A 22,294-nucleotide genomic window follows, 5' to 3' on the forward strand; every position below is an offset into this window, starting at 1 on the left:
TCGCATCCCCCTCAGGCTTTTTTCTTTGACGCGTTTTCTTCACGCGAACCGCTCGGCACTTCGCTTGAAAACGCTATGGGACCGGGTGCCGCGACCAGCCGGTCGGCAGCATCGAAAACGAACACGTCGTTGGGATCGAGCACGGCATCGAGCGTCTGGCCGGGCTCGAATTCGTGCACGCCGTGCAGCACCGCCACCCAGTTCGATCCGTCGCGGGTCAGATGCACGAAACTCTCCGAACCGGTGATCTCGGTCACCGTTACCGTCGCATGGAAGGCGTGGCGGTCAGTCTCGCCATTGGCAAGTGCGAGCTGATGGGCGCGAAATCCGACGCGATAGGCGCCGTCCGCGAGCGAGGAATAGAGACCGGACGCCGGCGCGGCAATGCCGCCCGCATATTGCACGGAACCGTTCTTCTTCTCGATGCCGACGAGATTCAGCGGCGGATCGGAGAACACCTGCGCGACCCGCAAGGTCTGCGGATGACGGTAGACCTTTGGAGTCTCGCCGATCTGGAGCGCCTCTCCCTGCCACATGCACACCGTGTTGCCGCCGAGCAGCAGCGCCTCGGTCGGCTCGGTGGTGGCATAGACGAAGATCGCGCCGGAGGCCTCGAAGATGCGCGGCAGCTCGGTGCGCAGTTCCTCGCGCAGCTTGTAGTCGAGATTGGCGAGCGGCTCGTCGAGCAGCACGAGGTCGGCGCCCTTCACCAGCGCGCGCGCCATCGCAGTTCGCTGCTGCTGGCCGCCGGAAAGCTGGAGCGGCGTGCGCTTCAGGAACGGCTCGAGCCGGAGCAGCCGGGCGGCTTCCGCAACGCGCGCCTCGATTTCGGCGCGCGGCTTGCCCTGCACGCGCAAAGGCGAAGCGATGTTCTCGTAGACCGACAGCGAGGGGTAGTTGATGAACTGCTGATAGACCATGGCGACCGAGCGCTGGCGCACGTCGACCCCGGTGACGTCCTTGCCGTTGACCAGCAGCTTGCCCGATGTCGGTTTGTCCAGGCCAGCGAGCAGCCGCATGATCGAGGTCTTGCCCGACAGCGTCGGCCCGAGCAGCACGTTGAGCGTGCCGCTCTCGAGCGTCAGCGAGACGTCGCGGATGTGTGGGACCCCGTCGACAGTCCGGGTCACGTGATCGAGTGTCACCGTCATGAGCGTCCTCCGGCTTCCAGCAGGGGACTTTGCTGCACGGCGTGGGTCCTGATCCAGTCGTCCAGCGCCGCGATCTCGTCGGCACTTAGTCGCAGGCCGAGCTTGGAACGGCGCCAGACGATATCTTCGGCGGTGACGGCCCATTCGTTGGCGATGAGATAGCGGACTTCGCGCTCGGTCAGCGTCGCACCGAAGGCCTGGCCGAGATCGACCGCCGATTTCGCATCCCCAAGCAGCTTGATCGCCCTCGTGCCATAGGCGCGCGCCAGGCGCCGCGCATGCTCGTGGCTGAGGAAAGGATAGCCGCGCTGAAGCTCGGCGATCAGGCCGTCGACATCGGACACGCCCATGTCGCCGCCGGGCAGCGGCCATTTGCCGGTCCAGCCTTCGCGTGCTTTCGCACTGCGAAGATAGGGCGCGAGCCGCTCCAGCGCCTCCTCGGCGAGACGGCGATAGGTCGTGATCTTGCCGCCATAGATCGACAGCAGCGGCACGCCGCCGGGCGTGTCGAGTTCGAACACATAGTCGCGCGTCGCGGCCTTGGCTTCGCTGGCCCCGTCGTCATAGAGCGGACGTACGCCGGAGTAGGTCCAAACCACGTCATCGGGCGTGACAGGCTTGGCCAGATATTCGCTCGCCGCCGTGCAGAGATACTGGATCTCTTCGGCCGTCGCCTTCACCTTGGCGGGATCGCCGTCATAGTCGCGGTCGGTGGTGCCGATCAGCGTAAAATCGTCCTGATAGGGAATGACGAAGATGATGCGGCCATCTGCATTCTGGAACATGTAGGCGCGGTCGTGGTCGTAGAGTTTTTTCACGACGATGTGCGAGCCCTGCACCAGGCGCACCTTGGCTTTCGCGTTGACGCCGGCGCCGCGGCCGAGCACATCTTCGACCCAGGGCCCGCCGGCATTGACAACCGCACGGGCCTGGATCGACGAGCGCGCGCCTGTCAGCGTGTCGATCATGCTGACGGTCCAGATGCCGTCTGACTGTTTGATATCCGTCGCGCGAGTGCGGGTGCGGATCTCGGCGCCCTTGTCGGCGGCATCGCGTGCGTTGAGCACGACGAGACGGGCGTCGTCGACGAAGCAGTCGGAATATTCGAACGCGCGGCCGTAGCGGTTCGGGATCAGCGGGCGGCCGACCTCGTCGCGTCGGAGGTCAACCGAGCGCGTCGCCGGCAACAGATGACGGCCACCGATGTGGTCATAGAGAAAGAGGCCGAGGCGCAGCAGCCAGGCTGGCCGCAGGCCCGCATGGTGCGGCAAAACGAAACGCAGGGGGCGAATGATGTGCGGCGCGATGCCCCAGAGAATCTCGCGCTCGATCAGCGCCTCGCGAACCAGCCGGAACTCGTAATATTCGAGATAGCGCAGGCCGCCATGCACCAGCTTGGTCGACCAGGACGACGTCCCGCTCGCCAGATCGTTCATTTCGCACAGGAAAACCGTGTTGCCGCGGCCCACCGCGTCGCGCGCGATGCCGCAGCCGTTAACACCGCCTCCGATAATGGCGAGGTCGAAAATACGATCCAACAGACGCATCCCCCGGCGACCGCCCGTTCAATCGAGCGGTTACTTTCGCTTTTGATTAGATCACACCAGAAAACGAAAGCAAGATGAAAGAGGAGAGAAACGAAGTGAAAGCGGAACTTTTAAGCGGGCACACGGGGGGGCGAAATAGGCAGTTCAGGAGGGATTTGAGCGGCATTATTGCTCTTGAAAAGTCGTCGATGACCTTTATTAGTTAGAATAGTCATATTGGTCGTTGTTTGCATGACGGAACACACTGCACCAGATTCACCAGCGACGGACTCGTGGACGCTTGCCAACGCCAAGGCCCGGCTCTCCGAGGTGATCGATCGTGCCCAAGCCGGCCCGCAAATCATCACCCGACACGGCAAGCCCAACGCGGTGATCGTTTCCGTCGAGGAATGGGCGCGTAAGACGGCGCGCAAAGGTACCTTGGCCGAATTCCTGCTGGCTTCGCCGCTGCGCAGCGGCGACCTCGAGCTTGAACGCGTTCACGACGCGCCGCACGACGAGCTGCCGTGAATCTACTGCTCGACACCAACGTGTTGTCGGAGGTCCAGAGGCCCGCCCCTTCGCCGAAAGTCTTGTCATGGCTTGATACGATCGACGAGGATCGTGCGTTCATCAGCGCGGCATCGATCGCCGAGCTTCGTCGCGGCATCGCGTTGCTGGAGGACGGCCGTCGCCGTGCAGCACTGGCCGCCTGGCTTGCCCGCGATCTGCCGGAGCGTTTTGCCGGGCGCACACTGCCGATCGACCACGCGGTCGCGGAACGCTGGGGTGACCTGATGGCTCAGAGTCGCAGAAGCGGTCTCGCATTGTCTGTCATGGACGGCTTCTTTGCCGCGACCGCGCTGGCAAACAACCTCATGCTCGTCACGCGCAATGTGAAGGATTTTGCGGTATTCGGCGTGCCGCTGCTGAACCCGTGGGACAACCCATAGTCCTACCTCAGCCGCACCACCGGCGCGGCCTCGGGCGCTTCTTGTGCCTCGGCCTGAGCCTCATCGACGTCCGCCCCCTTCGGCATCGCGGCCATCACCTCGATGCCCTTGCCGTGGCAGATGGTGGCGAGGCGCTCTGGCAATTCCTGGTCGGTGACGAAGGTCTGGATCTGGCTGATATGCGCGATGCGGACCGGCGCGCTGCGCCGGAGCTTGGTGGAATCAGCGACCAGCATGACGCTGCGGGCGTTGGCGATGATGGCCTGCGCCACCTGCACCTCGCGATAGTCGAAGTCGAGCAGCGCGCCCTCCTCGTCGATCGCGGACGCTCCGATGATGGCATAGTCGACCTTGAACTGGCCGATCAGCTGCGTCGCGGTCGAGCCGACCACCGCGCCGTCGGCGCGCCGCACCGTGCCGCCGGCGACCACCACCTCGATGCGGGGATGACGATAGAGCAGCATGGCGACGTTCAGATTGTTGGTGATAACGAGGAGGTCCTCGTGCGAGGTCAGCGCGCTCGCGACCTCCTCGGTCGTGGTGCCGATGTTGATGAAGAGCGAGCAGCCGTTCGGGATCAGCGAGGCGGCCGCGGCTCCAATCGCCTTCTTCTCGTCGGCGGCGACGAAGCGCCGCGCCTCGTAGGCGAGGTTTTCGACGCCGGATGCGATGATGGCGCCGCCATGAATGCGGGTCAGCGAGCGCCGCTCACAGAGGTCGTTGAGATCCTTGCGGATGGTCTGCGCCGAGACCTCGAACCGGCGCGCCAGCTCCTCGACCATGACGCGGCCCGAGGCTCGCGCGATGTTGAGGATTTCGGCTTGGCGATGGGTCAGTCCGGTCACGGCGATGGCCTCAAGTCAGGAAGCTGCATGGTGCGGCGGTTCGCGCGCTCGGTCAATGCGCGCGCCGATCACGGTTAACGGACCAAGGTCCTCACCACGCCATTGCGGCGGCGAGACGCGCCAGCAGCTCCGGATCGTCGAAGGCGCTGGCGGAGGCGATGGCCCCGGCGGCGACGAGATCAGCATGGCTGAGGCTGGTCCGGATACCGATGGTCGGAATGCCGGCCGCTGCGGCCGATTGCACGCCGGTGCGGGAGTCCTCGAACGCGATCGAGGCCATGGCGCTGGCGCCGGCAAAGCGCAACCCTTCCTGATAAGGCAGCGGATGCGGCTTGCCGTGCAACAGCTCGGCACCGATCACGAGCGCCTTGAAGCGGTGCGTGATGCCGAGGCCGGACAGCAGCAGCTCCGCATTGAGCCGCGGGGCATTGGTCACGGCAACCATGGGAATACCGGCCGCATCCGCCCTGTCGAGCAGCGCCATCAGGCCCGGCAGCGGCTCGATCTGCCCGGCAACAAGCGTGCGGAAGACTTCCTCCTTCTCATCGAGGATCAAGGCACGCCGTTCGGGCGCCTCGTCGGGCAGAAAACGCTCGCCGATCGATACATTCGCGAAGCCTTGCAGCTCTCTGGAGAAGCGCGCGTGATCGAAGACGTGGCCGCGAGGGCCGAGCACCAGATTGAACGCCTTCAAGTGCAGCGGATCGGTGTTGGCGAGCGTACCGTCGATGTCGAACAGCAACGCCCTGCCGATAGCCTCGATCATGTCCGTACTTTCCCGAATATATGACGCATCAATACGAAAGCCGTATCAATACAGCGTCAATCGCGCAATGACGCACGTGCATGACCAATACGCGACCCTCGACAAAGTCGCGTGCGACTGCAACACTCCATGCAAGACCAAAAAGGAGGAAACGATGACGATCAACCGACGCGATCTCGCTCTCTCGACTCTTGCCGTCCCAGCTCTTGCCGTCTCCACTCTTGCAGTTTCAGCGCTCACGACACCGGTGCTGGCGGCCTCGGCCGACGAGGAAGCCGTGGCGAAGAAGGTCGAGGCGTTCCGTCTCGCCCAGATCGCGGCCGATCCCAAGGCGCTCGGCGCACTCTGCGCCGAAGAGGTGAGCTACAGCCATTCTAGCGGCAAGGTCGAGGACAAGGCGACCTTCATCGCCAACGCCACCGACGGCAAATCCAAATTCCTGTCGATCGAGTACAAGGACCCGACCATCAAGGTCGTCGGCCCCGCCGCGATCGTGCGCTTCCACTGGGTGGCGGAACAAGAGATGGCGGCTGATGGGAAAAAAGTGCCGACCAACCTTCACATCCTGATGAACTGGCAGAAGCAGGGCGACGACTGGAAGCTGCTCTCACGGGCGGCGACGAAGTTGTGAACAACGGCTCTTCCCCTCTCCGTTGCGGGAGAGGGTGGCTTCGCGAAGCGAAGTCGGGTGAGGGGTTTCTGTCCGACAACGAATCCTCTCGCATTGGAATTCGCGGAGACGACCCCTCATCCGGCGCTACGCGCCACCTTCTCCAACAAGGCGAGAAGGGAAGGCAGAGTTCGCGGCAAAAGATTCCCACCTCTCGGGCCACACGCGGCCCGGAATGACCCGCGGGAGGACTAAGCCGCTTCCTTCACATCACCGTTAACCAGCTTGCGCGCGGCGCGCTCGGCTTCGCGGGCGTTGCGGAAGAGCTGGCCTTCGAGACGGTTGAAGCGGCTGGACGAGGCGAAAAAGCAGTAGCCTCCCTGGGAACGAACGACGATACCTGCGGTCTGCGAATCGACTTCGATGATGTAGCTGTCCGGCATGGTCCGTGGATTCCTCAGTGCGGGCAAACAACGGCAGTTCTGCCCAAAGGTTCCTGGGCATTTTGACGCCGTTTCCACCCCGGATCGACACGCGACGGAGTACGCCGGGACCTCATCCGTTTTATGACTGGTTCTTGGCAAAGCCGCGGCGGCGGGACTCAGTCGCGCCGCGTTTGGTGTTGCCGCACGCATCAGACAGATGAGGCGCAACGCCGCGTGCGATTACGTCGCGATCGCGGTGTCGGTCGGGCGAACCGGCTGCGGGCGGCCGTGCTCGTCGATCGAGACGTAGGTGAAGTTGCCGTCGGTGACGAGGAACGGTTGCTGCTCGCCGCGGCGCAGCGCCCATGCTTCCAGATGCACGGTGATGGAGGTGCGCCCGACGCGAACGAGGTGGGCGTGGACCGAAACGAGATCGCCGACATAGACGGCCTTGCGGAAATTCATCGCCTCGATGGCGACGGTCACGGTGCGCGACTTCGCGACCTTTGACGCAAACACGCCGCCGCCGACGTCCATCTGGCTGAGCAGCCAGCCGCCGAAGATGTCACCGTTGGCGTTGGTGTCGGCAGGCATCGCCAGCGTGCGAATGCAGAGATCGCCGCCCGGCCCGGCATCGGCTTGCTCGTTCATGCCGCTCTCACTTGAAGATTGCTCACTTGAAATTGCTCACTTGAAATTGTCCCAGCCCGGATCCGGCGCAAAGCGCTCGCCGAATCTTCCGGCCAGCGCGCGCAAGGTGGATACGACATGATCGACGCCACGCGTGCGCGCATAATTCAACGGGCCGCCACGGAACGGTGCATAACCGGTGCCGAAGATCATGGCGCCGTCGACCATGTCGGCATCATCCACGATACCCTCGCGAAGCGCCGCGACGCAGACGTTGGACATCGGCAGCACCAGGCGGTCGATCATCTGGTCGGTGACGCGCGGACCGGTCTCGGGCAACGGCGCCTTCTCGGCCTTGCCGTCACGCCAGACGTAAAAGCCCTTGCCGGTCTTGCGGCCGAGTTCGCCCTTGGCGACCTTCTCGCGCAGCCAGGCCGGCGTCGGCGGCAGCAGATCGCCGAACTTGGTGCGCAGCATGTCGCCGACATCGAGACAAATGTCGAGCCCGACCTGGTCGGCCAGTTCGATCGGCCCCATCGGCATGCCGAACTGCTCCGCGGCGGCGTCGATCAGGCGCTGGTCGATCTTCTCGTCCAGCATCACCATCGCTTCCAGCATGTAAGGCGTCAGCGCGCGGTTGACGAGGAAGCCCGGCGAGCTCTTCACCGGCAACGGCAGCCGATCGATCGCGCCGACGAAGGCGAGTGCCTCCTTCAGCACCTGCGTATCGTTACCGTCATGGCTGACGACTTCGACCAGTTGCAACCGCGACACCGGGTTGAAGAAGTGGAGACCGACCAGCCGCTCCGGCCGCGCCAGCGTGGTGCGCAAATCCTGCAGCGGAATGCTCGACGTGTTGGTCGCGAGGATCGCGCCCGGCTTCATTCGCGGCTCGAGGCCGGCATAGACCTTCTGCTTGAGCTCGAGCTTCTCCGGGACCGCCTCGATGATGAGATCGGCGTTGCGGACGCCCTCCCCATCCATGTCAGGCATGAGGCGATCGAGCGCGTCGCGCACCTCGGTCGGCTTGCGGATGATCTTGCCGTAGAGCTCGGCGGCGCGCTTGACTGCGCCCGCGATCGGCTCCGCCTTCATGTCGGCGAGCGAGACGCGCACCCCCTGCCCCGCGCACCAGGCCGCGATGTCGCCGCCCATGGCGCCCGCGCCGATGACGTGGGCATGCCTGATCGTGTTGCCGGAGCCTGCCGCTTTCTTCATCTGCTCGCGCAGGAAGAACACGCGGATCAAATTCTGCGCGGTCGGCGTCACCATCAGCTTGGCGAACGAGGCCTGCTCTGCCCCGAGCATCGCGGCCTTGCTGCCGCCATGGGTCTCCCAGAGATCGATCAAGGCATAGGGCGCCGGATAATGCTCGCGGGACGCGGCCTTCGCCGCCTCCGATCGCATCCGTTTGGCCAGCAGCCCGCGCACCGGGCCGAAATTCGCCGCACGCGTCAGAAAACCCGGCCGCGCCCGCTTGAGACGGCCGAACAGCGCATCCTTGACGGCATTGCGAACGTGGCGCTCCTGCGTCACGGTATCGACGAGGCCGAGCGATCTGGCGCGGCGGGCATCGATGGTGCGGCCGGTCAGCATCAGGGCCATCGATTGTGTCGGATTGACCAGCGCAGTGAAACGCGCGGTGCCGCCGAGACCGGGATGTAGCCCCAGCATCACCTCGGGGAAGCCGAAGCGCGCGCCGTCGATCGCGATGCGCGATTGGCAGGCGAGCGCGACTTCGAGCCCGCCGCCGAGGCAGAAGCCGTGGATCACCGCGACCGTCGGCAACCTCAAGGCTTCGAGATGATCGACCACCGCATGGGCGGCGCGGATCCGCGTCTCCACCATCCCGGCGTCACTGGCGCCGCGAAATTCGTTGACGTCGGCGCCCGCGATGAAGCCGGACGGCTTTGCGGAGCGGATCACGAGGCCGGCAGGGCGCTCGGTCTCGATCGCCGCCAGCACGGCGTCGAACTCCTCCATCACGTCCGAGGACAGCGTGTTGGCGCTGGCGTCAGTGCGGTCGAACAGCAGCCAGGCGACACCGTCGGCGTCGCGCGTCAGCTTGAAGTGCTTGTAGGGACTATCGGCGGCGGGCTTGGGCCCGAGCTCCAGCACGCGGTCGCCGAGCGCGGTCATGATCCTGGAATCCATGTCATACCGCCTCGATCAGCATGGCGCCGCCGAGCCCGCCGCCGATGCATTCGGTGGCAACGCCGCGCCGCGTGCCGAGCCGCTTCATGGTGTTGACGAGATGCAGCACGATGCGATTGCCGGACGTGCCGACGGGATGCCCGAGCGAGATAGCGCCGCCATCGACGTTGAGTTTGTCGCGGTCGACCTCGCCGGCAGCGCCGTCCAGTCCCAAAATCTCGCGGCAGAACTTGTCGTCATTCCAGGCGGCGAGGCAGCCGAGCACTTGGGTGGCGAACGCCTCGTTGAGCTCCCAGGTCTCGACGTCCTGGATGGTGAGATCATTGCGCTTCAGTAACGGCGTCGCCGACATCACAGGACCGAGACCCATGATGCTTGGATCGAGTGCGGCCCAGTTGCTGTCGACGATGACGGCCTTCGGCGTCAGCTTGTGCCTGGCGACCGCTTCGTCGGACGCCAGGATCACCCAGGACGCGCCATCGGTGATCTGCGAGGAATTGCCGGCGGTGACCTGGCCCCAGGGACGCTCGAACACGGGCCGGAGTTTTGCGAGCCTCTCGGCCGTCGAGTCCGGACGCACGCCATCATCATGGTCGAAGAATTTTCCGTCGCGGGAGAACGCGGTTTCGACTTCGCCCTTGAGAAAACCTGCCGCCTGCGCATGCGCGAGCCGGCGATGGCTCTCGGCGGCATAGGCATCGGACTGCGCACGGGTGATGCCGAAGAGATGGCCGACGACTTCGGCCGTCTGGCCCATGTTGAGATCGGTAATAGGATCGGTCAGCCCGCGCTCGAGGCCGATGATCGGTTTGAGATAGCGCGGCCGCAGCTTGAAGGCCGCGGCAAGCTTCGCGGCGACGCCCTTGGCGGTGGCGAGGCCGGCGAACCAGCGCACGCCGGAATTGGGCCAGACCAGCGGCGCGTGGCTCAAGGCCTCGGTGCCGCCGGCCAGGATCATGTCGGCATGGCCCTCGCGGATGTAGCGGTACGCGGTGTCGATCGACTGCATGCCGGATCCGCAATTGATCTGAACGGTGAAGGCGACCATGTCCTCGCCCATGCCGAGCCGGAGCGCGGCGACGCGAGCCGGGTTCATTTCGTCCGCGATCACGTTGACGCAGCCGAGGATGACCTGGTCGAAGGTATCAGGCGAAAACGGCTGACGCGCCAGCAGTGGCCGGCCGCATTGTACGGCGAGATCGACCGGCGTGAACGGCCCCGGCCCCGAACGCGCCTTCAAAAACGGCGTCCGACTGCCGTCGACGATGAAAACCGGTCGTGCCATCAGCTCGCCGCCCTTTGTTCACCGAGTTCCTGGAAGAACTGATGCACGTCGCCGGTTTTCTTGTAAATCGGCGACAGCGCCTCCGGCGCAAAATCGTCGACCTCGATCACCTTTGTAACGGCTTCGCGGGCCGCGGCCAGCTGCTCGCCCTCCGCCTGCGTGATCACACCCTTGGCCACCGCATCCTTCCAGTCGCTCAGATGAGCCGCGCGCATGCGCCTGGCGATGGCGTCCGCACCTGCGATCAGGTTGAACGCGCGCTCCAGCCGGGCGAAGCCGCCATCGTCGTCGACATAAGCGAGATCGGGCGTGAGGCGGTCGCGCGCGGCCGACGGCTCCAGCACGAGGCTCGCGCATTGATGCACGACCCGGTCGGAGGGACCCAGCACGCGGGCGCCGAAGGGCTGGACCACGAATTTGAGGATGCCTGCGACGAAGCGGTTCGGCAGATTGGCGAGAATCTCGGCAAGCCGGTTCTCGATGGTCCGAAAGCCCGTCGCCATGCACCATTCGAGCGCGGCAAAATCCTCCTTCTGCCGGCCCTCGTCCTGCCAGCGCTTCAGCGCGGCAGAGAGCAGATACAGCTCGGACAGGATGTCGCCGAAGCGCGCCGACAGCATCTCTTTGCGCTTGAGCGCGCCGCCGAGCGTCAACAGCGCCATATCGGCGCAGAGGGCAAAAGCCGCCGAGTAGCGCGAGAGCTGACGATAGAATGGCCTGGCGTCACCCGCATCGGGTGCAAGCGCGAAGACACCAAAGCTCCAGCTCCGGCCGAACGCGCGCAAGAGTGTCTCGAAGCTGTGGCCGACATGTTTCCAGAACACCTTGTCGAAGGCGGTGAGCCCGCGCTCGCGATCGGCATCGGCAAGCGCATTCATCTCGTCGAGCAGATAGGGATGGGCGCGGATGGCGCCCTGTCCGAACACGATGAGATTGCGGGTGAGGATATTGGCGCCCTCGACGGTGATGCCGACCGGAACGGCGCGGTGGAGATTGCCGAGATAGTTTTGCGGACCGTCGATCACGGCCTTGCCGCCATGGATGTCCATAGCGTCGTCGACCGCGGTGCGCATCCGCTCGGTCGCGTGCAGCTTCATGATGCCCGAGATGACGGCGGGATGGATCCCGGCATTCAGCGCGGCGCAAGTGAGCCGTCGCGCCGCGTCGAGCTGATAGGCGGTCGCGACGATGCGTGCGAGCGGCTCCTCGACGCCCTCGAATTTGGAGATGGAAATGCCGAACTGCTCGCGGATGCGGGCATAGGCGCCGGTGGTGCGGGCGGCATAGGCGGCGCCGGCGGCGGAGAGCGACGGCAACGAAATGCCGCGGCCGGCGGCGAGCGCCGTCATCAGCATCTTCCAGCCCCGCCCCAGCCGCGCCTGGCCGCCGATGACGTAGTCGAGCGGAATGAAGACGTCGCGGCCCCAATTCGGGCCGTTCTGGAACACCTGCATCGACGGCAGATGGCGCTTGCCGATTTCGACGCCGGGAAGGTTGGTCGGGATCAGCGCCACGCTGATGCCGAGCTCTTCCTGGTCGCCGACGAGATGATCGGGGTCATAGGCCTTGAAGGCCAGGCCAAGCAGCGTCGCGACGGGACCGAGCGTGATGTAGCGCTTGTGCCAGTTGAGCTTCAGACCCAGCACCTCCTGGCCCTCGAAGCTGCCTTTGCAGATGATGCCGGTGTCGACCATCGAGGCGGCGTCGGAGCCGGCCTCGGGGCTGGTGAGGCCGAAGCAGGGAATGTCGCGGCCGTCGGCAAGACGCGGCAGCCAGCGCTGCTGCTGCTCCTTGGTGCCGAAGTGCATCAAGAGCTCACCGGGACCTAGCGAGTTCGGCACCATCACCGTCACCGCGGCGGCGATCGAGCGGGTCGAGATCTTGCGCACCACTTCCGAATGCGCATAGGGCGAGAAGCCGAGGCCGCCGAACTCCTTCGGAATGATAATGCCGAAGAATTTTTCGCGCTTGATGAAGTGCCAGACATCGGGCGGCAGGTCGCGCCATTCCCAAAAGATCTTCCACTCGTCGAGCATGGCGCAAAGCTCGTCGACGGGGCCGTTGAGGAAGGCCCGCTCCTCTTCGGTCAGCGTTGCCTGCGGGACCTTCAGCAGCTTCGACCAATCGGGGTTGCCGGTGAAGAGATCGGCGTCCCACCAGACGTCGCCGGCCTCCAGCGCCTCGCGCTCGGTGTCCGACATCGCCGGCAGCACGCCGCGCGCCCAGGAGAAAATCGGCTTGGTCAGGGTGTCGCGGCGGAAGCTCATGGCGGACCTCATGCATCGGCGCGGTGATCGGGCATTTTAGCGGAAAGTGGCCGGCGGCGGTGAAGACTTCGCCTGCGGAAAGACGCGAATTGACGCGGCCGGGCAGCCGCCCAGGGGCCATAACGGCCGAGGCGTGGTGGCAGTTCCGGGAGGGGATGGCTTCGCGGTCGGCCGGTCTAATCCGGCCGCACCATCTCGAACATGTTTTCCGGCTTGATTTCGAAATAATCCCCGCTGCGGCCGGCGCGTACGATCGGGCGGGCGGCGGCGGTCTGGTAGACGCCGTCCTTGATCATGGCCTTGTCGATGTGGACGGCAACGACCTCGCCGAGCGTCAGCCAGGCATTGGCTTCCTTGCCGTCGGCGCCCTTGAGGCGGACGATATCGGACACCTTGCATTCGAAGGCGACGGGACTCTCGCCGACGCGCGGCACGTTGACGAGCCTGCCGGGCACGGCGGTGAGGCCCGCAACTTTGAACTCGTCGACCTCAGGGCCAACATGCGCCGCAGTCGCGTTCATGTGCCTGGCCAGGTCCATGGTGGCGAGGTTCCAGACGAACTCGCCGGTCTGCTGGATGTTTTCGACCGTGTCCTTCCAGTTGGTGGAGGAGAAGCCGATGATCGGGGGGACGTAGCAGAAAGCGTTGAAGAAGCTGTAGGGCGCGAGGTTGACGTGGCCGTTGGTGTCGCGCGACGAAATCCAGCCGATCGGCCGCGGCGCGACGATGGCGTTGAAGGGATCGTGCTTGAGGCCGTGGCCCTTGGCGGGCTCGTAGAAGTGCAGGTCTTTGTCGGTCACGCGCTGTTTCCTTCTCGTCATTGCGAGCGCAGCGAAGCAATCCAGAATCCCTCCGCAGAGACAGTCTGGATTGCTTCGCAAAGCTCGCAATGACGGAGTTTGTTGATCCGTCCTTGCCCGCCATCAGCCGTCATTCCGTGGCGGTCGGCCTGCTTATAGGAGGAAATCCGCCGCCGCGTCAGTGGCGCGGGGACAATCCCGCGATGACGAAATCGATCATCTGGTCGATGGTCGGGCCCGGCTTGGTAGCGCACTGGGCGATCATCTGGGGGTGGAAAAAGCGCATCATCGCGGTGCAGGCGCACAGCGCAGCCAGTTGCAGGTCCGGCGCCTCGAACTCGCCGGAAGCCACGCCTTGCGCGATCATCTGGCCGATGACCCCGGCAATGCACTCCATGTGGTTGACGCAGACGTCCCAGTCCTCCTGCATCGCGATCTCGACCATCTCGTGCAGCTTATTGTCGCCGACATAGCGCTCGGTGTTCATGCGATTGATGGTGGTGAGCAGCTCACGGAATCGCGGCAGTACCGGACCGGGCCTGGCCACGATCCGCTGCGCTTCCAGCTCGACCTCGCCCATTAGCGAACGGGCCACCGCCTGATGAATCGCCTTCTTCGATTCGAAGAAGCGATAGACGTTGGCGGGGCTCATCTTGAGCTCCTTGGCGATGTCGCCGACCGTGGTCTTGAGATAGCCGATCTGGCGGAACAGCCTCTCGGCCACCTCGAGAATGCGTTCCCGGGTGTCGCCTTCGATATGTTCCGAAACCAGTGTCATCTGTCAGACTCGTCAATCAGCAGTTCATCTTCACTTATTCAGCCGCCTCAGCAAGCGGAATTGCGTTCTGGTCATCGCTCCCATGCTGCGGCGCGGCAGGCTGCTCGGGCGTGCCCGCCTCATCCAGGCTCTTGCGGAACCAGAGGGCGTAGAGGCCCGGCAGGTACAGCAGCGTCAGGAAGGTCGCGACGAACAAGCCACCCATGATGGTGATCGCCATCGGCCCCCAGAACGCCGAGCGCGACAGCGGGATCATGGCGAGGATGGCGGCAAGCGCCGTCAGCACCACCGGACGGGCGCGGCGGACGGTGGCCTCCACGATCGCCTCGCGGCGGGTCAGGCCGTGCGAGACGTCGGTCTCGATCTGATCCACCAGGATCACGGCGTTACGCATGATCATGCCGGCGAGCGCGATCAGGCCGAGCAGCGCCACGAAGCCGAACGGGGCGTTGGCGATGTTGAGCCCGAACGAGGCGCCGACAATGCCGAGCGGCGCAGTCAGAAACACCAGGATCAGGCGCGAGAAGCTCTGCAGCTGGAACATCAGCAGCGTCAGCATCACCATGACCATCAGCGGGAAGAGAATGAAGATCGAGGCGTTGCCCTTGGCGGATTCCTCGAACGCGCCGCCCGCCTCGATGCGGTAGGCCGGCTCCAGGTTGTCCTTGATCGCCTTCAGCTTCGGCGCGATCTGGCCGGTGACGTCGGGCGCCTGCACGCCGTCGACGACGTCGGAGCGCACGGTGATCGCCATGTCGCGGTTACGCCGCCACATGATCGGTTCCTCGTGCGCATACTCGATCTTGGCGATCTGCTGCAGCGGCACGGCCACGCCGTTGCGCGAGGTGATGGTGAGATCGCCGACGGCGCCGAGGTCGAGCCGCTCGGACGAGACGGCGCGCGCGACCACGCCGACCTTTTCGATGCCGTCGCGCACGGTCGTCACCTGCGAGCCCGAGATCAGCATCGACAGCGCCTGCGACACGTCCTGCGGGGTCAGGCCCATGGCGCGTGCGCGATCCTGGTCGACGACGAGCTTGAGGTAAGGCGACTGCTCGTTCCAATCGAGCTGGACGTCCTTGACGCTCTTGTTCTGCCGCATGACGTCGCGGACCTGGTAGGCGATCTCGCGCACCTTGTTGGCGTCGGGTCCGATGACGCGAAACTGCACGGGAAAACCAACCGGGGGACCGAAATTGAAGCGGTCGACGCGCACGCGGGCCTCGTTGAGCGCGCCGTCGGCAACGGCGTTTTCAAGCTTGGCCTTGATGCGCTCGCGCGCCTCGACGCCCTTTGCGACGATGACGATTTCGGCAAAAGCCTCGTTCGGAAGCTGCGGATTGAGGCCGAGCCAGAAGCGCGGCGAGCCCTGTCCGACATAGGCCGTGTAGGTCTCGATGTCCTTGTCGTCCTTGAGCATGGTCTCGGCCTTCTTCACCGCCTTTTCGGTGACGTTGAAGGCGGTGCCCTCGGGCAGGCGAAGCTGGAGGAACAGCTCGGGACGCTCGGACAGCGGGAAGAACTGCTGCTGGACGTGGCCGAAGCCGACGATCGAGGCGATGAAGACGCCGACGGTCGCGACCACCACGGTGATGCGGTGGTTGACGCACCACTGCACGATGGCGCGCAGGCCCCGATACATGCGAGTCTCGTAGACCGCGTGCGGATCGTGATTGTGGTGCACCTTGATGTTGGGCAGCAGCATGACGCCGATATAGGGCGTGAAGATCACCGCCACGAACCAGGACGCGACCAGCGCGATCGCCACGATCCAGAAGATGCTGCCGGCATATTCGCCGACCGCGGAATTGGCAAAGCCGATGGGGAGGAAGCCAGCGGCCGTGACCAGCGTTCCCGTGAGCATCGGAAACGCAGTGGATTCCCAGGCAAAGGACGCCGCACGCATGCGGTCCCAGCCCTGCTCCATCTTCACCACCATCATCTCGACGGCAATGATGGCGTCATCCACCAGCAGGCCGAGCGCGATGATCAGCGCACCGAGCGTGATGCGGTGCAGGTCGAGCGACATCGTGTTCATGACGACGAAGACGATGCCGAGCACCAGGGGCACCGACAATGCGACCACGATGCCGGTGCGCCAGCCAAGCGCCAGGAACGACACGAACAGCACGATGACGAGGGCTTCCATGAAAGAGTGTACGAACTCGCCGACCGCGTGCTCGACCACCTTGGGCTGGTCGGCGATCAGTTTGACGTCGACGCCCTGCGGCACCGCCTTCATGAATTCAGCCGTCGCCTTCTCGACCTCCTTGCCGAGATCGAGGATGTTGGCGCCCTTGGCGGTGACGACGCCGATGCCGATCGCGGCCTTGCCTTCCTGGCGCACGATGAAGCTCGGCGGGTCGACATAGCCATGGGTGACGGTGGCGATGTCGCCGAGGCGGAACACGCGGCCGTTGCTCTCGACCGGAGTTTCGGCGACGGCCTTGGCGCCGTCGAGCGCACCGGTGACGCGCAGCGGCACGCGCTGCGACGAGGTCTCGACCGTGCCGGCCGGCGTCACGTTGTTCTGCTTGGCGAGCGAATCGAACAGCGCCTGCGGCGTGATGCCGAGCGTGGCGAGCTTGGCATGGCTGAACTCGACGAAGATGCGCTCATCCTGGTTGCCGTAAACGTCGACCTTGGTCACGCCCGGCACCTTCAGAAGGCGCTGACGGAAACCTTCCGAGACCTTCTTGAGCTGGGCGTAGTCGGCGCCGTCGCCCGTCATCATGTAGAGGATGGAATCGACGTCGGAGAACTCGTCGTTGACGACGGGCCCGAGAATCCCTGCGGGCAGCTGGCCCTGCACGTCGACCAGCTTCTTGCGCAGCAGATAAAAGAGATACGGCACGTCCTTCGGCGGCGTAGAATCGCGGAAGGTCACCTGGAGCGCAGTGAATCCGGGCTTGGAATAGGTCTGCACCTTCTCGAAGTAGGGCAGCTCCTGGATCTTCTTCTCGATGGGATCGGCGACCTGCGCCTGCATTTCCTGCGCTGTCGCGCCCGGCCACAGCACGGAGACGTTGACCACCTTCACCGTGAAAAACGGATCCTCGGCGCGACCGAGCTTCTGATAGGAGAAGAATCCGGCGACGCCGAGTATGAGCATCAGGAACAGGATCAGCGTCGGATGGCTGACGGCCCAGGCCGAAAGATTGAAGCGCTTCATCGCACTCTCCAAAGATGATCCGGTTGCAAAAAACCACAGCCGCTCTGTTGAACGCGTCGTCGCGAGGCAGCGAAGCAATCCAGGGGGCTGGGCAGGTTCTGGATCGCTTCGCCGCTTCAGCCCCAGCATTTGCGCTCGGGCCGAAACTCACCTCACACGACGTAACTCGTAAGCGAGACTTAAAAGGACAGTGACGACACGATCCGCACCCTCTGGCCCGGATCGAGCTTCTGAACACCGAGGGCAACGATCTTGGCACCCTCTTCGACACCACCGGTGATGACGACGTCGTTGCTCTCGTAGGACTTCACCGTCACCGGCTTCAGCGTCACCCCGCCGTTGTCGTCGACGACGTAGAAGGACGGCTTGTCGCCTTCGTTGAACAGCGCCGACAGCGGCAGCCGCGCGACGCGCTCGGTGGCAGCGTCCGACAGAGTCAGCGTCGCCGTCATGCCGAGCGAGACCTTGTCGTCAGCCTCGGGGAGGGAGAATTTTGCGAGATAGGTGCGCGTGGCGGGATCTGCGGTGGGCGCGATCTCGCGCAGCCTGGCCGTATATTTCTTGCCCGGCTCCGACCAAAGAGTGACGCTGGCGGCGCCCGATTTGGCACGTCCAACCAGCGTCTCAGGGATCGCGACGACCGCTTCCTTTTCGGCAAAGCGGGCGACACGGATCGAGGTCTGGCCTGCGGCAACCACCTGGCCGGGCTCGATCAGTGTTGCGGTGACGACGCCACGGGCGTCGGCGTTGAGCGTCGCGTAGGAAAGGGAATTGTTGGTCAGCTCGACCGAGCGCTCGGCCCGGTTCAGGCGGGCGCGGGCCTCGTCGGCAGCGGCGCGGCTCGAATCCAGCTGCGCGTCGGTGGTCCAGCCCTTGGCCTTCAAATCCTTGGCGCGCTGCTCGGCCGCGGCGGCCTGGGCCAGCACGCCGGTCGCAGCGGTCTGTTCGGCGACGGCTTGCTCGGCCTGGAGCTTCAGATCGACCTCATCGAGGACCGCGAGCGGCTGACCGATCTCGACGGTCTGGCCAACTTCGACCAGACGCTTGGCGACCTTGCCCGCGACCCGAAAGCCCAGATCGCTCTCGATCCGCGGCCTGATCGTGCCGACGAAGCTGCGCTCGGGCTTTTCGGCATCGTAGTGGGCGGTGGCGACCAGGACCGGCCGCGGCGGGTCGGCCTTTTCAGCGACGGTGTCATTGCACCCAGCGAGGGCGGCAGCCATCAGCGCCAGCGAAACACCGGCCAAAAGCCTCGAATAGCTGGACAAAACGGATCGGACGAACATCGGAGGACACTCCCTCGGCTGCAATGAGAGGAATGTCGACTAATCACTGATGAAAGTCAATAATCGTCAGTCATCAGGAAAGCGTGATCGTTAAGAGGTGGTAACCTCCCCGCTGCCCTTGGCGGAAAGCCCGGACTGTTGGAAGAGAGCGTCGCGCCGCGGCCCAGAGGGACCGCACGGAATGGGCCTGGCTTTCGCCAGGGCGACATTTCGAGGCTACCGCCCCTGTTCGGCGAACTCGTGCTTGCTGTCGTGGCCACCGATGAAGACCAGGATGCCGGCGATCAGCGGCAGCACCGCGAGCACGAGCAGTCCGGTCGAGGTCTGCCCGGTGGCTTCCTTGACCCAGCCGATCAGATACGGTCCGCCGAACCCGGCGAGATTGCCGATCGAGTTGATCAGAGCGATGGCGCCGGCCGCCGCCGTGCCGGAGAGCCAGGCCGTCGGCAGGGTCCAGAACACGCCGAAGCAGCAGAACACGCCGATCGCGGCAACCGTCAGCACGATCATCGTCAGGGTGGGGTCGGTGAGATAGCTGGAGACGCCGAGAGCGACGGCGGTGAGCAGCAACGGCGCGCCGACATGCATCACGCGCTCGCGCGTGGCATCGGAATGCCGCGCCCACAGGATCATTGCGATGGTGCCGAACAGATACGGAATCGCGGTGACGAAGCCGGTCTGGGCGTTGGTGAGGCCGAACGCCTTGACGATCTGCGGCAGCCAGAACTGCATGCCATAGAGCGCGCCGACGAAGCCGAAATAGACCAGGCTCAGCATGATCACCTTAGGTGAGGTCAGCGCCTCGCCGAGCGACATATGCTTCACCGCCTGCTTGGCCGCGATCTCGGCATCGAGCTTGGTCTTGAGCCAGGCCTTCTGCTCGGCCGAGAGCCAATCCGCCTTCTCTGGCCTGTCGGTGAGATAGAACCAGGTGACGATGCCGAGCAGCACGGAGGGAATGCCCTCGATGATGAACAGCCACTGCCAGCCCTTCAGGCCCATGGCCCCGTCGAGGCCGAGCAGCAGGCCAGAGACCGGCGCGCCGATCACGGTGGAGACCGGAACGGCGATGGCGAAGGCCGCGAGGAAGCGGGCGCGATATTCGGCCGGATACCAATAAGTGAGATAGAGGATGATGCCGGGGAAGAAGCCGGCTTCGGCGACGCCGAGCAGGAAGCGCAGCACGTAGAAGCTCGTGACCCCGCTCGTGAGCGCCATCAGCGCCGAGATGATGCCCCAGGTCACCATGATGCGGGCGATCCAGCGGCTGGCGCCGAACTTCTCCAGCGCCAGATTGCTCGGCACCTCGAAGATGAAATAGCCGATGAAGAAGATGCCGGCGCCCCAGGAGAAGATCAGCGGCGTGAATTTCAGCTCGGCATTCATGGTCAGCGCGGCGAAGCCGAGATTGACGCGGTCGAGATAGGAGAAGAAATAGGCCAGCACCAGGAACGGGATCAGGCGCCAGGAGATGGCGCGGATCGTCGAGGTCTCGATTTCCGACTTGGCTGCGCCGGTCGAACCGGCATAGGTCGTGGTCTGGCTCATGGCTTCCCCCGGGTTGTTGCTTTTATGGGCTGATCCGGGGTTTTGAGCATCGCCGCGAAAGAGTCAATGGAGCAAGCAATGCAAGGGGCGCAGCCGGCCACCACGTTGCGCTACGACAGAGCTCGGTGATCCCCGCCGCGCACAACTACTCTGCCAATTGAAACTTCGCAAAGCGATCGAGCTCCTCCTCGATCTTCCGTTTGAGCTCCTTGCGCCCCGCGGTCTTCTTCCCCTCGCCGACCCAGGTCCATTTCTGCATCAGCAGCTTCTTCGCCTGCCGGTCGGTCTTCAGATCGAGCGCGGCGACGATCTCGTCGCCGACCAGCACGGGCAGCGCGAAATAGCCGAGCTTGCGTTTGGCCTTCGGCACATAGGCCTCGAACAAATGGTTGTAACCGAAAATGAGATTGGTGCGCTTGCGCTGGATGATCAGCGGATCGAACGGCGACAGGATATGGACCAGATCCGGCGGCGCGCACTCGCCCGGCTCGAGCGCAGCCGGCACTGCCCAGTGCTCCTGCTTGCCGGCACCGTCGATGGCGACAGGCACGAGCTCGCCACGGCGGACGCGCGAGCCGATCAGGGCAGCCACCGCCGGCTTGCGCGGCGCGTTGAGATGGCAGACCGAATCGAGGCTCACGACACCTTGCGATCGCAGCGCGCGATCGAGCAGATAGACCGTGATGTCCTTTGCCGACGCCGGCTTCGGCAGCTTGTCCCAGCCGAAATGGCGCGTCATCAGCTCATAAGTCTTGAGCATGCCCTGGCGCTCGCTGACGGTCACGGCACCCATGTAGAAGGCGAGCTGCAATGCCCGCTTCGAGGGTTTTCGGCTTTGCCAGAGATGCTCCTTCTCGGTGAGCACGTCGTCCTCGATGTCGCGGATCGTCAGCGGGCCGGCGCGCACCAGCCGCATCACCTTGCGCATGTCGGCAGGTTTCACCGAGGCGAACCATTTGTGCCCCTCGCGGCGGTGCTCGCACATCGCCGGCAGGAAGAAGCGGAAGTCGCCGGCCGGCACGTAAGACAGCGCATGCGTCCAATATTCAAAGACGCTCTTGTCGACGCTCTGGGCATGGCGCAGGTCGGCGCGCCGGTAGGACGGAATCCGGCTGAACAGGATGTGATGATGGCAGCGCTCGATCACGTTGATGGTGTCGATCTGCACATAGCCGAGATGGGCGACCGCGTCGGAGACGGCTTGCGCGCCGTCACCGAACGGCGCGCGCTCGTCCAGCCGCTGGGCATGAAGCCAGATTTGCCGGGCCTGTGTCGTGGTGAGTGGAATCGGTTTGGGCGCGCGGGACATTGCGGAATGCAGTGTAGCGGGATTCGCATCCAGCCAAGAAGCCGATCCAGGAGCGGACAAGGAAAAACCGCGCCGCCATCTGCTGACAGCGCGGTCGGAAGGCGCTTGCTACTTCATCGACATGGCCTTCTGCGCCTTCATGTAATGCATGCAGGCGCTTTTCATCTTGCCGTTGCTCATGTCGGTGTTGGCCATGGCCATTTCCTTGTTCATGGCCGTCTTGGCCGGCGTATCCGCCGTGCCGCCCATCATGGCGGCGGACTTCATCATATTGTCGCTGGTGCACGCCATCATCGCGGCAGATGCAGGGGAAACGGCGAACGCGACCAAAGCTGCAGCTGTGAGCAAGATTTTCATCGAAAAGTCTCCTCCGTAAAACGAAACCGGCGTCATGTCGGCCTTCGCAATACGTATTCTCCCGCGAAGACGTTTCGTGGAGAAGACAATTTCTTGCTGCGGTGCGAAGACGGCAGGACTCAGCGGCCGGCTTTCGGGGCTTTGGACCGGTCGCCGACGCTGCCTGTTGCGACATCGGGTTCGCACGAGGCCTTGCCGCGCTCCTCCGCCTGGCAGCGATAGACGTTGCCGGTGAGACGATCGACCAGCCACATGTTCTCGTCGGTCGGCGCTTGAAGCCCGACATAGCGGGAGGTCAGCCCCGTGATTAGTGTCGACAGCAAGATCGCCACCGCGATCATCGCCGCCCCGATATAGATGGGCATGGAGCTCAGGGACACGGTCCGATCCGGCGGGCCATTGCGATAAAACTGGTAATCACTTGGCCTCGGC

Annotated in this window: 20 protein-coding genes; 3 read left to right on the forward strand and 17 right to left on the reverse strand. The window is 64.4% G+C overall.

The features are described from left to right. Positions 1-11: 11 nt before the first annotated feature. Positions 12-1,151 carry an ABC transporter ATP-binding protein gene (locus tag RX329_RS34105; RefSeq protein ID WP_018454982.1) on the reverse strand — a complete coding sequence of 380 codons (1,140 nt, stop codon included), beginning with the start codon at positions 1,149-1,151 and terminating at the stop codon, positions 12-14. Beyond that, positions 1,148-2,698 (reverse strand): glycerol-3-phosphate dehydrogenase, encoded by a 1,551-nt coding sequence (glpD, locus tag RX329_RS34110; RefSeq protein WP_085361305.1) that lies wholly within the window; start codon positions 2,696-2,698, stop codon positions 1,148-1,150. Before glpD ends, RX329_RS34105 begins: the two co-directional genes overlap by 4 nt. Before the next feature lie 231 nt (positions 2,699-2,929). Here glpD and RX329_RS34115 point away from each other — a divergent pair, with 231 nt between their 5' ends. Together RX329_RS34115 and RX329_RS34120 are read left to right on the forward strand one after the other, a co-directional pair. Next, positions 2,930-3,208, forward strand: a complete 279-nt coding sequence (locus RX329_RS34115; protein ID WP_018454984.1) for a type II toxin-antitoxin system Phd/YefM family antitoxin — start codon at positions 2,930-2,932, stop codon at positions 3,206-3,208. Continuing rightward, entirely contained in the window at positions 3,205-3,630 is a 426-nt protein-coding gene (locus tag RX329_RS34120; RefSeq protein ID WP_018454985.1) for a type II toxin-antitoxin system VapC family toxin, read from the forward strand. The genes RX329_RS34115 and RX329_RS34120 overlap by 4 nt, the downstream gene beginning before the upstream one ends. Positions 3,631-3,632: 2 nt before the next feature. Here the strand turns inward: RX329_RS34120 and RX329_RS34125 are convergent, their stop codons facing one another. Both RX329_RS34125 and RX329_RS34130 read right to left on the reverse strand, forming a co-directional pair. Further along, positions 3,633-4,475, reverse strand: coding sequence for a DeoR/GlpR family DNA-binding transcription regulator (locus tag RX329_RS34125; RefSeq protein WP_018454986.1), 843 nt, complete (start codon positions 4,473-4,475; stop codon positions 3,633-3,635). Between the two features lie 91 nt (positions 4,476-4,566). Then, on the reverse strand, positions 4,567-5,241 hold the full coding sequence (locus tag RX329_RS34130) for an HAD family hydrolase (protein WP_018454987.1): 675 nt from the start codon (positions 5,239-5,241) through the stop codon (positions 4,567-4,569). A gap of 154 nt (positions 5,242-5,395) precedes the next feature. Between RX329_RS34130 and RX329_RS34135 the strand changes: the two genes are divergently transcribed. Next, the gene (locus tag RX329_RS34135) at positions 5,396-5,872 is read left to right on the forward strand and encodes a nuclear transport factor 2 family protein (protein WP_026232853.1); all 477 of its coding nucleotides are present in this window, start codon (positions 5,396-5,398) and stop codon (positions 5,870-5,872) included. A gap of 230 nt (positions 5,873-6,102) precedes the next feature. Here the strand turns inward: RX329_RS34135 and RX329_RS34140 are convergent, their stop codons facing one another. The 13 genes from RX329_RS34140 to RX329_RS34200 form a co-directional block, all read right to left on the reverse strand. Further along, complete coding sequence (locus RX329_RS34140) at positions 6,103-6,294, reverse strand: hypothetical protein (RefSeq protein ID WP_018454989.1); 192 nt, start codon at positions 6,292-6,294, stop codon at positions 6,103-6,105. 222 nt (positions 6,295-6,516) lie between these two features. Further along, positions 6,517-6,927 carry an acyl-CoA thioesterase gene (locus tag RX329_RS34145; protein ID WP_018454990.1) on the reverse strand — a complete coding sequence of 137 codons (411 nt, stop codon included), beginning with the start codon at positions 6,925-6,927 and terminating at the stop codon, positions 6,517-6,519. A 36-nt stretch (positions 6,928-6,963) separates the two neighbouring features. Beyond that, complete coding sequence (locus RX329_RS34150) at positions 6,964-9,060, reverse strand: 3-hydroxyacyl-CoA dehydrogenase NAD-binding domain-containing protein (protein WP_317244925.1); 2,097 nt, start codon at positions 9,058-9,060, stop codon at positions 6,964-6,966. Between the two features lies 1 nt (position 9,061). After that, on the reverse strand, positions 9,062-10,345 hold the full coding sequence (locus RX329_RS34155) for an acetyl-CoA C-acetyltransferase (RefSeq protein WP_317244926.1): 1,284 nt from the start codon (positions 10,343-10,345) through the stop codon (positions 9,062-9,064). Further along, entirely contained in the window at positions 10,345-12,612 is a 2,268-nt protein-coding gene (locus RX329_RS34160) for an acyl-CoA dehydrogenase (protein WP_317244927.1), read from the reverse strand. The genes RX329_RS34155 and RX329_RS34160 overlap by 1 nt, the downstream gene beginning before the upstream one ends. Positions 12,613-12,788: 176 nt before the next feature. Further along, complete coding sequence (locus RX329_RS34165) at positions 12,789-13,412, reverse strand: flavin reductase family protein (protein WP_026232855.1); 624 nt, start codon at positions 13,410-13,412, stop codon at positions 12,789-12,791. Positions 13,413-13,590: 178 nt separating this feature from the next. Next, positions 13,591-14,190: a TetR/AcrR family transcriptional regulator gene (locus RX329_RS34170; protein WP_085361299.1), complete on the reverse strand. Its 600-nt coding sequence runs from the start codon at positions 14,188-14,190 to the stop codon at positions 13,591-13,593. Positions 14,191-14,224: 34 nt separating this feature from the next. Beyond that, positions 14,225-17,362, reverse strand: a complete 3,138-nt coding sequence (locus RX329_RS34175; protein WP_317244928.1) for an efflux RND transporter permease subunit — start codon at positions 17,360-17,362, stop codon at positions 14,225-14,227. Between the two features lie 179 nt (positions 17,363-17,541). Further along, entirely contained in the window at positions 17,542-18,648 is a 1,107-nt protein-coding gene (locus RX329_RS34180; RefSeq protein ID WP_317244929.1) for an efflux RND transporter periplasmic adaptor subunit, read from the reverse strand. A gap of 216 nt (positions 18,649-18,864) precedes the next feature. Further along, on the reverse strand, positions 18,865-20,196 hold the full coding sequence (locus RX329_RS34185; RefSeq protein ID WP_018454998.1) for an MFS transporter: 1,332 nt from the start codon (positions 20,194-20,196) through the stop codon (positions 18,865-18,867). Positions 20,197-20,341: 145 nt separating this feature from the next. Continuing rightward, positions 20,342-21,505, reverse strand: a complete 1,164-nt coding sequence (locus tag RX329_RS34190; RefSeq protein WP_018454999.1) for a winged helix-turn-helix domain-containing protein — start codon at positions 21,503-21,505, stop codon at positions 20,342-20,344. A 108-nt stretch (positions 21,506-21,613) separates the two neighbouring features. Further along, positions 21,614-21,862, reverse strand: a complete 249-nt coding sequence (locus tag RX329_RS34195; protein ID WP_007595197.1) for a hypothetical protein — start codon at positions 21,860-21,862, stop codon at positions 21,614-21,616. A 119-nt stretch (positions 21,863-21,981) separates the two neighbouring features. Next, positions 21,982-22,227 carry a hypothetical protein gene (locus RX329_RS34200; RefSeq protein WP_018455000.1) on the reverse strand — a complete coding sequence of 82 codons (246 nt, stop codon included), beginning with the start codon at positions 22,225-22,227 and terminating at the stop codon, positions 21,982-21,984. Positions 22,228-22,294: the final 67 nt, after the last annotated feature.

Origin of the sequence: Bradyrhizobium sp. BWC-3-1, assembly GCF_032917965.1 — a bacterium.
In the GTDB taxonomy this organism is placed as follows: Bacteria; Pseudomonadota; Alphaproteobacteria; order Rhizobiales; family Xanthobacteraceae; genus Bradyrhizobium; species Bradyrhizobium canariense_D.

Coding starts and splice junctions, on each gene's coding strand:
- RX329_RS34130 (WP_018454987.1), bottom strand. CDS start 5,241: ATGATCGAGGCTATCGGCAGGGCGTTGCTGTTCGACATCGACGGTACG.
- RX329_RS34115 (WP_018454984.1), top strand. CDS start 2,930: ATGACGGAACACACTGCACCAGATTCACCAGCGACGGACTCGTGGACG.
- RX329_RS34135 (WP_026232853.1), top strand. CDS start 5,396: ATGACGATCAACCGACGCGATCTCGCTCTCTCGACTCTTGCCGTCCCA.
- RX329_RS34170 (WP_085361299.1), bottom strand. CDS start 14,190: ATGACACTGGTTTCGGAACATATCGAAGGCGACACCCGGGAACGCATT.
- RX329_RS34155 (WP_317244926.1), bottom strand. CDS start 10,345: ATGGCACGACCGGTTTTCATCGTCGACGGCAGTCGGACGCCGTTTTTG.
- RX329_RS34145 (WP_018454990.1), bottom strand. CDS start 6,927: ATGAACGAGCAAGCCGATGCCGGGCCGGGCGGCGATCTCTGCATTCGC.
- RX329_RS34150 (WP_317244925.1), bottom strand. CDS start 9,060: ATGGATTCCAGGATCATGACCGCGCTCGGCGACCGCGTGCTGGAGCTC.
- RX329_RS34160 (WP_317244927.1), bottom strand. CDS start 12,612: ATGAGCTTCCGCCGCGACACCCTGACCAAGCCGATTTTCTCCTGGGCG.
- RX329_RS34180 (WP_317244929.1), bottom strand. CDS start 18,648: ATGTTCGTCCGATCCGTTTTGTCCAGCTATTCGAGGCTTTTGGCCGGT.
- RX329_RS34195 (WP_007595197.1), bottom strand. CDS start 21,862: ATGAAAATCTTGCTCACAGCTGCAGCTTTGGTCGCGTTCGCCGTTTCC.
- RX329_RS34190 (WP_018454999.1), bottom strand. CDS start 21,505: ATGTCCCGCGCGCCCAAACCGATTCCACTCACCACGACACAGGCCCGG.
- RX329_RS34185 (WP_018454998.1), bottom strand. CDS start 20,196: ATGAGCCAGACCACGACCTATGCCGGTTCGACCGGCGCAGCCAAGTCG.
- RX329_RS34105 (WP_018454982.1), bottom strand. CDS start 1,151: ATGACGGTGACACTCGATCACGTGACCCGGACTGTCGACGGGGTCCCA.
- RX329_RS34200 (WP_018455000.1), bottom strand. CDS start 22,227: ATGCCCATCTATATCGGGGCGGCGATGATCGCGGTGGCGATCTTGCTG.
- RX329_RS34140 (WP_018454989.1), bottom strand. CDS start 6,294: ATGCCGGACAGCTACATCATCGAAGTCGATTCGCAGACCGCAGGTATC.
- RX329_RS34175 (WP_317244928.1), bottom strand. CDS start 17,362: ATGAAGCGCTTCAATCTTTCGGCCTGGGCCGTCAGCCATCCGACGCTG.
- glpD (WP_085361305.1), bottom strand. CDS start 2,698: ATGCGTCTGTTGGATCGTATTTTCGACCTCGCCATTATCGGAGGCGGT.